This is a genomic window from Sphingomonas colocasiae, from assembly GCF_019880585.1.
In the GTDB taxonomy this organism is placed as follows: domain Bacteria; phylum Pseudomonadota; class Alphaproteobacteria; order Sphingomonadales; family Sphingomonadaceae; genus Sphingobium_A; species Sphingobium_A colocasiae.
Genome location: NZ_JAINVV010000001.1, coordinates 181,553 through 193,538 on the forward strand (window position 1 = coordinate 181,553; position 11,986 = coordinate 193,538).

At 66.0% G+C, this 11,986-nt stretch carries 13 protein-coding genes; 6 read left to right on the forward strand and 7 right to left on the reverse strand.

Translation table 11 applies throughout. The features are described 5' to 3' along the window. Window positions 1-16: 16 nt before the first annotated feature. From K7G82_RS00820 to K7G82_RS00830, 3 genes are read right to left on the reverse strand one after another with little or no spacing between them, the layout of a single operon-like run. On the reverse strand, window positions 17-607 hold the full coding sequence (locus K7G82_RS00820) for a redoxin family protein (protein WP_222987920.1): 591 nt from the start codon (window positions 605-607) through the stop codon (window positions 17-19). Continuing rightward, window positions 604-1,125 (reverse strand): MauE/DoxX family redox-associated membrane protein, encoded by a 522-nt coding sequence (locus K7G82_RS00825; protein ID WP_222987921.1) that lies wholly within the window; start codon window positions 1,123-1,125, stop codon window positions 604-606. Before K7G82_RS00825 ends, K7G82_RS00820 begins: the two co-directional genes overlap by 4 nt. Continuing rightward, on the reverse strand, window positions 1,125-2,300 hold the full coding sequence (locus K7G82_RS00830) for an amine dehydrogenase large subunit (protein ID WP_222987922.1): 1,176 nt from the start codon (window positions 2,298-2,300) through the stop codon (window positions 1,125-1,127). Before K7G82_RS00830 ends, K7G82_RS00825 begins: the two co-directional genes overlap by 1 nt. A gap of 162 nt (window positions 2,301-2,462) precedes the next feature. Between K7G82_RS00830 and K7G82_RS00835 the strand changes: the two genes are divergently transcribed. Together K7G82_RS00835 and K7G82_RS00840 are read left to right on the forward strand one after the other, a co-directional pair. Continuing rightward, on the forward strand, window positions 2,463-3,137 hold the full coding sequence (locus K7G82_RS00835) for a TetR/AcrR family transcriptional regulator (RefSeq protein WP_246623160.1): 675 nt from the start codon (window positions 2,463-2,465) through the stop codon (window positions 3,135-3,137). A 22-nt stretch (window positions 3,138-3,159) separates the two neighbouring features. Continuing rightward, the gene (locus K7G82_RS00840) at window positions 3,160-3,960 is read left to right on the forward strand and encodes a WecB/TagA/CpsF family glycosyltransferase (RefSeq protein WP_222987924.1); all 801 of its coding nucleotides are present in this window, start codon (window positions 3,160-3,162) and stop codon (window positions 3,958-3,960) included. A 4-nt stretch (window positions 3,961-3,964) separates the two neighbouring features. Here K7G82_RS00840 and K7G82_RS00845 read toward each other — a convergent pair whose 3' ends face one another. After that, window positions 3,965-4,180, reverse strand: coding sequence for a DUF6356 family protein (locus tag K7G82_RS00845; RefSeq protein WP_222987925.1), 216 nt, complete (start codon window positions 4,178-4,180; stop codon window positions 3,965-3,967). Window positions 4,181-4,287: 107 nt separating this feature from the next. Between K7G82_RS00845 and K7G82_RS00850 the strand changes: the two genes are divergently transcribed. After that, complete coding sequence (locus tag K7G82_RS00850) at window positions 4,288-4,770, forward strand: Lrp/AsnC family transcriptional regulator (RefSeq protein WP_222987926.1); 483 nt, start codon at window positions 4,288-4,290, stop codon at window positions 4,768-4,770. A 46-nt stretch (window positions 4,771-4,816) separates the two neighbouring features. Here the strand turns inward: K7G82_RS00850 and K7G82_RS00855 are convergent, their stop codons facing one another. Then, entirely contained in the window at window positions 4,817-7,621 is a 2,805-nt protein-coding gene (locus K7G82_RS00855) for a M16 family metallopeptidase (protein WP_222987927.1), read from the reverse strand. 118 nt (window positions 7,622-7,739) lie between these two features. Between K7G82_RS00855 and K7G82_RS00860 the strand changes: the two genes are divergently transcribed. Further along, window positions 7,740-8,516, forward strand: coding sequence for a histidine phosphatase family protein (locus tag K7G82_RS00860; RefSeq protein WP_343228497.1), 777 nt, complete (start codon window positions 7,740-7,742; stop codon window positions 8,514-8,516). Window positions 8,517-8,568: 52 nt separating this feature from the next. Further along, window positions 8,569-9,213, forward strand: a complete 645-nt coding sequence (locus K7G82_RS00865; protein ID WP_222987928.1) for an alanyl-tRNA editing protein — start codon at window positions 8,569-8,571, stop codon at window positions 9,211-9,213. Here K7G82_RS00865 and K7G82_RS00870 read toward each other — a convergent pair. Next, window positions 9,198-9,839, reverse strand: coding sequence for an aspartyl/asparaginyl beta-hydroxylase domain-containing protein (locus K7G82_RS00870; RefSeq protein WP_222987929.1), 642 nt, complete (start codon window positions 9,837-9,839; stop codon window positions 9,198-9,200). The genes K7G82_RS00865 and K7G82_RS00870 overlap by 16 nt on opposite strands. An 88-nt stretch (window positions 9,840-9,927) precedes the next feature. Between K7G82_RS00870 and K7G82_RS00875 the strand changes: the two genes are divergently transcribed. Further along, the gene (locus tag K7G82_RS00875; RefSeq protein WP_222987930.1) at window positions 9,928-11,151 is read left to right on the forward strand and encodes a sulfotransferase; all 1,224 of its coding nucleotides are present in this window, start codon (window positions 9,928-9,930) and stop codon (window positions 11,149-11,151) included. Window positions 11,152-11,392: 241 nt separating this feature from the next. Here the strand turns inward: K7G82_RS00875 and K7G82_RS00880 are convergent, their stop codons facing one another. Then, window positions 11,393-11,986 carry a TetR/AcrR family transcriptional regulator gene (locus K7G82_RS00880; RefSeq protein ID WP_222987931.1) on the reverse strand — a complete coding sequence of 198 codons (594 nt, stop codon included), beginning with the start codon at window positions 11,984-11,986 and terminating at the stop codon, window positions 11,393-11,395.

An 11,986-nucleotide genomic window follows, 5' to 3' on the forward strand; every position in this document is an offset into this window, starting at 1 on the left:
ATCGGCTCTCGGGCGCTCAGCGCCGGGCCAGGAATTGCTGGATGGATGCGACGCCGCGTTCCTTGGCCTCGAACAGGCTTTCGAGATGTTCGCGATTGTTGACGAGGCCGAGCGAGGCGATGCGGCCGGTTTCGTCGAGCAGCACCGCATAGGGCAGCTTGGAGACGCCCAGTTGCCGGCCGAGCGTCTCGGACAGAACATAGGGGAAGCCCGCGAGATTCTCGGCCATCACCAGCCGGCGGTGCGCGGCGGCCTCGCCGTCGCTGGCCAACACGATATCGAGCCAGTCGCTCTCCGCGCCATTGGCCGAACGGATGATCGGCAGCAGCGTCTTGCAGACCGGGCAATCGGGCGAGAGGAAGAACAGCAACTGGCTGCGGCCGGGGCGGGTGCCACCGATCGCCACTTTCGCGCCGTCGAGCGCGGTCAGCGTCATGCTGGGGCCGGCATCGCCGACATTGACCTTTTGATGCAGGGTCAGCGCGCCGGCGGGGGCGATGCGTTCATGGAGCACGCCGACCTGGCGGGCGAGCGCCGCGACGAGCACGCCGAGCACGCCGACGGCGATCCAGAGGAAGATCTGCGAAGCGAGAAACAGGCTGCTCATCGGGCAAGGCTCCGGTTGGAAGGCTGGGCGGGCAGGGCGGCGATCTCGCCGGCGGCGAGGAACAAGGCGTAGAGCGCGAGCGCGGCGAAGACGGGCTCGACGATCGGCACGGGCGTTGTCGGCAGCAGCGCGACGATCGCGGCGATCAGCGCCAAGCCGAAGGGGCGGGCGATGGTGAAGCCGTCGACGGGCTTGCGCTGTACGGCGAAGCCGCAGCCGCAATCGAACGCGCTTTCGCCGCGCCGGCGCGCCGCGAGCAGCGCCACGCCATAGACGGTCCAGAGTGCGGCGGCGAGCAGCGCGCCGATCGGGCGGGCAGGGGGCAACGCCAGCGCGATCGCGGCGGCGGCCTCGACGGCGGCGGCGGCGAGCGTCGCGACGCCTGCGAGCGGCGGTGCAAGCCCGGTCAGCCGGCCGGTCGCCACGGCCAGCCGGTCGCGCGCCACGAGTTTGTGGACGGCGGCGGCGGCCAGGACCAGCGCCAGGAAGAGGGCTGCGGCCTGGGCGATCCCGGCCATCAGCGCGCCGCCGTCATCGTCATCGGGTCATGGACCACGCCGACGATCGTTCGTTGGAAAGCGCCGGTCGCCGCGTCATAGACGTCGAGCGAACCGTCGGGCTTCGATGCGACGAGCAACGGGCTCGCCTGCTGCGTCGCCTCGATCGAGACGCTGTGGTTCTTGAGCGCGATGCGGCGGACAAGCGCCTTCTTCACCGGATCGATCACCCAGGCTTCGGTGCCGCCATCCTTGTGGCTGCCCTCCTTGCCGTGCGGGTTCATCAGCACATAAAGCAGCCCGGCCTTGTCGGCGGTGATCACCTGCCAGCCGCCGGGCCGCCATTCCGGATCGCCGCCTGCGGGCTTCGCGATCTCGAACATGCCCAGGTCGCGCGCCGCCGCACCGGAAAAGTCGATGCCCCGGATATTGCCGGTGAAGCTGGCGAACCAGGCGGTGCGCCCCACCATGGCGGGGCTCATGAACAGCGCATCCTTGTCGATGTCGTTGAAGACCTTGCTGGTGACGGTGGGGCCGGCCCGGCCTGCCGCATCCAGTGCGATGCTCGTCATCGTGCCGTCGGCGCAGAGCGAGGTGAAACCGCGCGGCCCGGTGGGATAGACGAGCGAGCAGCCCGGCAGATCGATGTCCGAAAGGACCTTGCGTGCGTCCAGATCGACCACGGTCACCGAGGATCCGGGCGTGAAGTTGAAGACCAACGCCCATTTCTCGTTGTTGGTGAATTGCAGGCTGTTCTTGAGCGTGACGAACAGGCCGCGCTTGCCGCCGGGCAGGACGATCTCGCCCTTGGGCGACAATGTCTTCGCGTCCCAGATCGTGATCACGTCGGTGCGTTCGCCGCGGGTGAGCCGCGAGAAGAAGGTTTCGCCGACCAGGATCTCCGGCCGCGTCGTCGCGGGCAGGACGTTGCCGAATTGCGCGGCGGGGATCTGGCCCTTCACGTTGCGGTTTTCGGCCGCGACATCGACCACGGCGACACGCCCGTCGGGCAGGCTGTTGAAATGCAGGTCGTGCACGAAGACCCAGCTTTCGGGATATTTCTCCGGCAGCACCGCGACGGCGGGCACCGGTTCCTCGGGCAGGGGCTGCGGATAATCGGCGGCGATCGCGGGCGCCGCGACATGCAGGGCGGCGATGGTCATGGCGATGGCGATGCGACTGGCGGCGCGGCGCATGCGAACTCCCCTCATTGTCTTGTCCGGGTTTCCCTCCCGGCTCCGGCCTGTCCGACCGAGTCGCTAAAATCTGTACGAACGTCCAAAATTAGTCAATTGCCAAAATTTGATCGCTTGTCCTAATATGCGGACGCGGGTAGCAGGACGTCAGGATTGCTGATTTTGACCGATTTTATTGTTCCCGACCTGAAGATCGCACCGCGCGACGGCGGCTATGCCCGTGGCCAGGATGGCTTCGAGCAGATCCTGCGTGCCGCGCTCACGCTGCTTGTCGAACATGGTTCGGGTGCGCTGACGCTGCGCCGAATCGCCACCGAGAGCGGGATGAACGTCGGCAACCTCAATTATTATTTCCGGTCGAAGGACGAGCTGATTCGCGAACTGCTGAACGCGGTGATCAGCAGCTATGAGGATTCGTTCGACGCGATCATGCACGAGCCCGGCGCCACCGCCGCGGAGCGGCTGGAAAAGCTGGTGACGCTGATCCTGGAGGATATCACGACGAAGAAGACGACGCGCTTCTTCCCTGAACTCTGGGTGCTCTCCAACCACGACCCCTTCGTTCAGGATCGCATGGAGGAATTGTACGATCGCGCGCGCGTCTCGCTCAACGAGCTCATCGCCGAGATCAATCCGGCGCTGCCCGCCGACGAGCGCGAGACGCTGGCGCTGTTCATCTCGGCATCGATGGAGGGGCTGACCGTCTTCGCGGGCTATGAAAAGCCGTGGCGGTCTCGGATGCCCTGGTTCGAACAGATTGCGAAGCGTTCGTTCGTCACACTGGCGCGAGAACTCAAACCCGGCGAGATCAAGGGGTTGTCTCCGGACGCTGCCTGACCATGGCAAGGGAAGGGCGCTGATGCGCGTCTATCTGCTCGGCACACCCATCGACCTGCTGTCGCATGACGAGAGTGCCGCTCGCGCCGTCGCGGCGATGACCGGGCGGGCGCCGGTCGTGCATGTCGCGCTCAATGTCGCGAAGTTCGTCCAGATGCGGCGGAACGCGGAACTGCGCCGCGATATCGAGGCGGCCGACATGGTGGGTCTCGACGGCATGGGCCTGGTGCTGGCGCTGCGCCTGTTCGGCGCACGCAATGTCGAACGCGTCGCCGGCATCGATCTGATGGAGGTGTTGTTCGGCGAATGCGCGCGGCGCGGGCTGAAGCCCTATGTGCTGGGGGCGCGGGCAGACATGCTGGAGCGCGCGAGCGCGGCGGCGAGGCTGCGCTGGCCCGGCCTGGTCTTCGCCGGCATGCGTGACGGCTATTTCGCCGCCGCCGAGGAGGAGGATGTCGTCGCGGCGATCCGCGCGAGCGGCGCGGACTGCCTGTTCGTCGCGATGCCGACGCCGAGGAAGGAGCGATTCCTGGCTCGCCATGGCGCGGCGCTGGGCGTGCCCTTCGTCATGGGCGTGGGTGGCGCGATCGATATATTGGCCGGATCGGTGCGCCGCGCGCCGCGCTGGATGCAGAGGATCGGCCTGGAATGGCTGTACCGACTGCTTCAGGAGCCGCGCCGGATGCTCTGGCGCTATGCCTTCACCAACATCTATTTTGCCGGGCTGATGCTGGGCGCCTTGTTGATGCGCCTCGCCGGCCGGCAGGTGTTGCAATTGGAGCCGGTTGCGCCGCCCCCCCCGTATTATATGACGCAGAAATAATTGGTTACTTGGCTTCCTTGCGACGTCGATTGATCACCATCCGGTCGTGCAGGCGGCTGATGGTCTTGCTGCCGGTCGAGACGAACCACGCCGGGATCAGGCCGTGGATCAGGCAGGCGATGCCCGCCAGGATCATCGTCGTGCCGAAGCTCGTCGCCTGCCCCATATGCTCCAGATAGGTCTCGCCGACCGAGGCGGGGTGATCGGTGAGCAGGTGCATGATTTCCTCCGAAACTTGATCTTGGAAGGAATTTATCGTCATCTGAGGCGGAAATGATTCCTGATTTCGGATGAAATCGTCATTTCATAGGGAAATTTATCTCGCCCATGACTCGTTCGGAAAATCTTTCTCTCGATCGCCACGATCGCCGCATCCTGCGCGAGCTTCAGCGCGACGCGACTCTCTCCAATGCCGAGCTGGCGTCGCGCGTCGGCCTGTCGGCGACGCCGTGCTGGAATCGAGTGAAGCGGCTTCAGGGGGGCGGCATCATCACCGGCACCGTCGCGCTGGTGAACCGCGAGGCGATCGGACTGGGGGTGACGATCTTCGTGGCGGTGCGCACCAACCGCCATGATCGCGACTGGCTGACCATGTTCGCTGAACATGTCAGAAATATACCAGAAGTCACTGAATTTTATAGAATGAGTGGCGAGGTCGATTATATGCTCAAGGTGGTGGCGGCCGACATCGCCGACTATGACCGCATCTACAAGAAGTTGATCGCGAACATCGTTATCCACGATGTCAGCTCGTCCTTCGCGATGGAGCAGATCAAATACACGACCGAAGTGCCGGTGCCTGGGATTTGAAACCTACTGTCATTCCCGCGCATGCGCGCGAATGACAGTAGGTTTATCAGTTGGTTGTTAGAGTATTTGAGCTCACAAACTCAATTACCGGAAACCGCTTCCGCAGCGTATCGATCCACTGTTTCGCATCGCCCACCACGACGATGTCGGCATTGCTCGGCGCGAGCAGGGCGGTCGCCCGGGCCAGTTGCGCGTCGGTCACCGCGATCGGGCCGGACAATTCACGTGTCGCCTCCGTCAGCGGCGTCCCGGTGATCACCAGCGTCGCCAGATAATCGGCCAGGCTGGCGGTGCGTTCGGACTGAGTGGCGCGCATATTGGCGAGGAAACGCGCGCGTTCGTCGCGCTGCGCCGGCGCGGGCATGTCGGTGGCCAGCCGGCCGAACTGTGCCAGTATCAGATCGACGACCTCGGGCGCGGACTCGTTCTTGGTCTGCGATGCGGCGAGCAATTGCCCGCCGCCCGCGCGCATGGTGATCTCGCTGCCCGCGCCATAGCTGAGCCCGCGCTTCTGCCTGATCTCCTGCGAGAGCCAGGCCTGCGATCCACCGCCGACGATCACGCTCGCCAGTTCGACGCCGCGAAAAGCGGCATCGCCGCGCGGCGGCAGGCGATAGCCGGCAAGTACCGCGCTCTGCCCGGCGCCGGGCAGGTCGACCGCAACGATGCGCGGACCGGTAGCGGTGGGGATCGGCGTGCGGGCCACCGGAGCCTTGTCGCCGCGCCAGCCGCCGAACAAACGACTGGCCAGTGCTTCGGCCTCGACGCCGGACAGTGACCCGGTGACGATCAATGTCGCGCCATCGGGGCGCCAGGCGGCGTGTGACGCCCTGACGTCACTTGCCGAAATAGTGCCGAGAGACTGGGGTGTCGGCAGCGATGCATAGGGCGTTCCCGCGAACACCGCCTGTTGCAAGGCGCGCAGCCCCGTCTGCATCGGATGCTTTTGTGCCAGTTGCAGCGCGGCGAGCTGTTTCTTGCGCTCGCTATCCAGCTCGGCGGGGGCGAGTATGGGGCGCAGAACGGCGTCGGCGAGCAATGCTCCCGCCGCCGCGATATTGGTGGTGGGCGCGGTCAGCCGCAATGTCGTCGCATCGGGCTGCGCGGTCGCGACCAGGCTGGCGCCGAGCGCATCGAGCGCGGATGTGAAGCCTGCGGCATCGCGCCCGGCGGCACCGCGCATGACAAGCGCGGCGGTGATGTCGGCCAGCCCCGCGCGCCCGTCCGGATCGGCCGCATCGCCGCCGGGAACGATCAGCTCGAGCGTCGCCAGCGGCAGGTCGCTCGATCGCGCCGTGACCAGCCTCAGGCCGTTGGGCAGGCGGCGATCGAGGATCGCCGGAACAGAGCGTGCGACGGCGATGCCCGCCGATGGCGCGGTTTCGCGCTCACCCTCCGCCGCGATCGTGGCGGGCGGGCGCATCGCGGGGGGAACGACCGTGCCCATGGCATCGACGGCGGCGGCATTGGCCGGACGATCGCCGACATAACCCGCCGGCCGCGCCTTTTCGTCCTGATAGCGGATGGTGACGCGGCGTTCGGCGGGGAACAGCCGTACGGCGGCCTGCCGGACATCGGCGGGCGTCATCGCGCGGATCGCGGAGAGGAGGGCATCGTCGGATGCCGCGCTGCCGGTGAGGATCGCGGCTTCGCCCAGCGCATAGGCACGCCCGTCGACGGTTTCGCGCCCGGCAAGTGCGCTTCCCAATATCGCATTGCGCACGCGATCCAGCTCGGCCTGGTCGAGCGGCGCGGTGCGCAGCCGGTCGAGCTCGGCATCGAGCGCTGCCTGCGTGTCGGCCAGTTTTACACCGTCCGCCAGCGTGACGAACAGCGCATAGGCATAGCCGTCGCGCGCGGGCAGATTGTAGCTGATGACGCTCGACGCCAGCTTCTTCTCGTTCGCCAGCACGCGGTTGAGCCGTGCCGCCGGACCTCCAGTGAGCAGCGCGTCGATCAGCAGCAGCGCCGCGCGATCGGGATCTCGCGCGGCGGGCGCGCGCCAGGCGGCGATCAGCGCGGGCAGCGGCACATTGGGCGCATAGGCGTCGACGGTGGCGGGCGCGGTGCGCGGCGCCTCGTCGCGCGTGTCTCTCGGGATCGCGGCGGTCGGACGGGGGATGCCGCCCAGATGGCGATCGGCCCAGCGATCGAGCGTCGCGGGATCGAAATTGCCGACGACGACGACGATCGCATTGTCGGGCCGGTAATAGGCTTCATGGAAGGCGCGGACCTCGGCCAGGCCGGCGCGATCGAGATCTGCGGCGGTGCCGCCGATCGGGCGGGCATAGGGATGCGTGGAAAAGGCGAAGCCGGGGATCAGTGTGTAGAGGATGCGACCATAGGGCTGGGTGAAGATGCGCTGGCGCAATTCCTCCTTCACGACATTGCGTTCGGAGACATAGGCGGGCTCGTCGATCACCAGGTTGCGCATCCGCTCCCCTTCGATCCACAGCATCCGTTCGAGCTGATCGGCAGGGCCGCTCATATTGTAGATGGTGAAATCCCACAGGGTCGAGGCGTTGGCGCGCAGCCCCAGTGACGTCATATAGCTTTGCGCGCCCTGGGGCAGGTTGCGCGTCGTCTTGAACATCAGATGTTCGAACAGATGCGCGAAGCCGCCGCGCCGTACGGGATCGTCGCGCTGGCCGACATCGTAGAAGACATAGACCGCCGCCGACGCCGCCTTGGGATCGCGCGAGGCGATCAGGCGCAAGCCGTTGGGCAGCGTGCGCTGGGTGAAGCCGATCGGCGGCACCGCGATCGCGGGGGCGGGGGTGGGCGGACCATCGGCCAGCGCCGGAACAGGCACCATCAACAACGCAACCGACGCGATACGCAGACGCTTCATCACACCATACCTCCCCATGGAAGCTAGGAGGGCCGGCCCGGCATTCTCCGCCATTGATGGACGGATACCAGGTGGCCGGGCGGCGTTATTGCCTGTGATGATCAACGGAGCGACAGACGTGAACCGACCGGATGCCGGACGCTGGCCCGCGACACTCTGGATCGTCCGGCACGGGCAGAGCGCGGGCAATGTCGCGCGCGACGCGGCCGATGCCGCCGGGGATCTCCGGATCGCGATCGAGGGACGGGACGTTGATGTGCCGCTTTCCGCGTTGGGGCGCGAGCAGGCCGAGGCGCTCGGGCGCTGGTTCGCGCGCGGCGACGCGCATGGCCTGCCGGAGGTGATGCTGTCTTCCCCCTATCTGCGCGCGATCGAAACGGCGCAGGCGTTCCGCGCGGCGGGTGGCTGCGACGCGGATGAAGCGATTTGTCTGGACGAGCGGCTGCGTGAGAAGGAATTCGGCATATTGGACGGGTTGACCCATGCCGGCATCGCCGCGCAATTCCCCGATCAATCGCATTTCAGGAGCGTGCTGGGCAAATTCTACCACCGCCCGCCCGGCGGCGAGAGCTGGGCGGACGTGATCCTGCGGCTGCGATCGCTGATGGATACCGTTTCGCTCCATTATGCGGGCATGCGCGTGATGATCGTCGCGCATCAGGTGGTGGTGCTGTGCCTGCGCTACATCATAGAGACGCTGGACGAGGCACGGATTCTCGAAATCGATCGCGCCGGTGACGTCGCCAATTGCGGCGTCACCGAATATCGTTTCGATCTTGCGCATGGCCGGCATGGAGGGCTGGCGCTCGTCCGCTACAACGAGACCGCGCCGGTGGAGCAAGGCGCGGCGCCGGTGACGAGCGCGCCCGATCCGATCGTCGCCGCGCGCGGCTGATCATCGTGCTTGGCGGCTTCACCGCCGCGACCGTGCGCGATATCATGGCGCCATGACACTCAAAGCCTATCTCGCGTCCGATGCCCTGACCGGCACCGCGACCATCACCGCCATCGGGACGGAGCCCGCGCCGCATATCCGCATCGACACCACCTTGTTCCATCCCCAGGGCGGCGGCCAGCGTGGCGACAGGGGGCGGATCGGCCCCGCGCGCGTGATCGACACGCGCCACGCGGCGGAGGGAGAGGTCGACCATTTCGTCGAGAGCGTCGAGGGGCTTGCGGTCGGCGACGTGATCGAGATCGCGGTCGATCCAGAGCATCGCCGCGAAGGCGCGCGACTGCACAGCGCCGGGCATCTGCTCGCCGATGCCGTCCAGGCGATCCGGCCGGGCCTGCATGCGGTGGCGGGCCATCACTGGAAGGGCGAGGCGCGTGTCGAGTTCGAAGGCGCCGTGGCGATTGACGAAGCGTTCGAAGACGATCTGGCTGCCAAGATCGTCGAACTGGTGTCGGCGGGACTTCCCGTCCGTGTCGTCGGCGATCCCCAGGCTTCCCGTGCGCTGGCGATCGGCGATTTCACGCCGGTGGGGTGTGGCGGGCTACATGTTTCGAGCACGGCGGAACTGGCCGATCTCAATGTGACGGCGATCCGCAGCAAGAAGGGACGGCTGCGGGTGAGCTATGATCTTGGATAAAGGCCTGCGCCGAGGCGTTCACCTTCCTGAGCGGCCATGCACAGCATGCGCTCCAGCCAGTCACTCATATCGCAATCGATGACCAGATGGACGCGGTCTTCGGTTCCGCGATTGGCGACCCGGTGCGGATCGGAAAGCCGCAGATACCAGGCGTCGCCGGGAAGCATCGCGACAGGGATGCCGTTGAGCATGAACTCCACGTCGGGATTGGTGGTGATCGGGATATGGATCCGCGCCTTGCCCCAATCCGCGGCAAGATCATGATCCTCATGCTCCTTGATCACCGAACCCGGGGTCAATCGCATCAGCCGAACGGCACGGAGAGGGCAGTCGAACGCCGCCAGCACCTCGGCCAGATAGGGGGAGGCCGAAAGATTGGGGCCGTCGACGAATTCGGTCGCGGTGGGATCGGAGTAGATCATCCGGATCGGATGGGTTTCGCCCTTGGCGAAGCGTAGCGGCAGAACGCTCCAGTCGCCTTCGAAATTCTGCGGTACGAAATGGCGGGTCCACACATTGTGCTCGAGCCGCTGGAGGTCCTCGCGCAGTCGCGCGACGTCGAACGAAAGCGGCAGGCGCAGTCGGTCGGCGTGGCCGTGGTCGGATTGTTGCGGCACAATGAGCATGATAGGCGGGCGTTCCTGGCAAGGGCGATTGCCCTATTCGCCAGATTATCGGCCGTTCGCGCGATTGGAAAGGTGGCGTTCGCGATCCATGTCAGCCAGCATCGATATCGACGAGGCGGCGATGTCGCTCGATCGTTTTCGCGATCATGCCATCGGTAACCCCGCGCTGTTGCAGCACCTTGCTTCAATTCATGACGATAGCGTCTTCGCCGCTGCCGTGGTCGAGGTCGCGGCGGCGCAAGGCATTCCGCTTTCGACCGCCGATGTGCGCCGCGCCTTGATGTCCGGCCCGATCGATCTGGCGCGGTTCGACGCGGCACCACCGCGCTGGAGCGCCTGGCCGGACCCGCAATGGCTGCCTTCGGCGGCTGTCATGGGTGGCCCGGAACTGGTTGTGGAATGGGTTCATTTCGCCGGCCGTCGCCTGACCGAATCCTTTTTCATGGATTCGCTGCTGCGTGCTCGCCCGCTGCCGATCAATCGGCTGATGCGGTATCGGACACTGCTTTCCAGTTTTGCGAAGAACGCCCCGCACGACGATCTACCGGTTCCCGACGGTTTCATATTTCATCTGTCTCGCTGCGGTTCGACGCTTGCGGCGCAGATGCTGGGAGCGATGGACGGCATGATCGTCCTGTCGGAGCCGCCGCCGCTCGACGACGTGATCCAATGGGCCCGCGTCCGGGCCGACGTGCCCGTCGAGCTTCGTGTCGAGGTTCTACGGGCGATGGTCGGCGCGCTGGGCCGGGACCGGACGGGGGGAGCACGACATTACGTCGTCAAGCTCGACTGCTGGCACACCCTGGAATTGCCCTTGCTGCGGCTGGCCTTTCCCGACACACCCTGGGTTTTCCTCTATCGAGACCCGGTCGAGATCCTGGTGTCGCATATGCGCATGCGTGGCGTTCAGACGGTCGCCGGCGCATTCGTCGACGATTTCGGAATCGTCGATGGACAGAATATGCCGGTGGAAGACTATGCCGCCCGCGTGCTGGCGAAAATTGCGGAAGCGGCGATCGAGCATCAGGCGCTGGGCGGAGGATTGCTGATCAACTACGATGCCTTGCCGGGTGCTGTGGAGGCGCAGATATTGCCGCATTTCGGGATCGAGCCCGATGGCGATGCGCGGGCAAGGTTGCAGGCGGCGAGCGGGCGGGATGCCAAGGCGCCTTTGCAGGCGTTCAGCCGCGATTCCGAAGACAAGCAACGCGTTGCGACGGCGGCGGTCCGGACTGCTGCGGACGAACATCTTGCCGAAGCCTATCGACGACTGGAGGAACTGCGCCTCCGGCCGATCGGCAGCATGGCATGACCGTGATCGATACATCCCGGCCCATACCGGGATGCGCTTGAGCGTTCCGGCGTGCGGATGCGTCAGCATCCCTGCATCCTGGTATCAGGGACTCCCGGGTGCGGATGGCGATGCTGCTATCGGGAGGGGCCGTTCACGCGAAGGCGGTCGCTCAGGCCCGACAGGATGCTGTTGATCGACGCGCTCGGCGGCGGCGTCCTGGGCGGAAAGGGGCGTGCCGCTATCGCTGCCTCGGGCTCCGTCAATCCGAGCAGGCCGCGATCGCGTCGGTGACACGGGCATAGGCGGCTTCCAGCGGGTCGGTTTCGCCGAGCAGGCGGAAGGTGCCGTTGAGCGTGAAGAAGCAATGGCCGTGGACGCAGGCGAGCAGCGAGCGGGCGAGGGGCGCGGCGCGGTCGGCATGGGCGGGCGGGAGCACCGTCGCGATCTCCGCGATCACGATCTGCGTGATATCGCGCACCTTCTGCTGGTAATAATCCGGCATCTCCTCGCCTTCGGGCAGGCGGAAATCGTAGAGCGCGGTCCACAGATTGCGGTTGAGGATCGCGAACTCGAAATAGGCCTGGATCGCGCGGTGCAGGCGGTTCTCGGTCTCCGCCGACAGCCGCGCTTCCAGATGGCCTTGCCAGCGGTCGAGCGTCAGCCCGTTGATCGCGAGCATCAACTGGTCGTGCGAGCCGAGCACATTATAGACCGTGCCGATCGAATAGCCGATGCGCTTGGCCACCTCACGCGCGGAGAAGCGCGCATAGCCGGTCTCGGCGAGCTGACGATGCCCTTCCGAGATGATCATGTCGCGCAATTCCTCGCGGCTATGGTCCGAACGCCGGCCCAT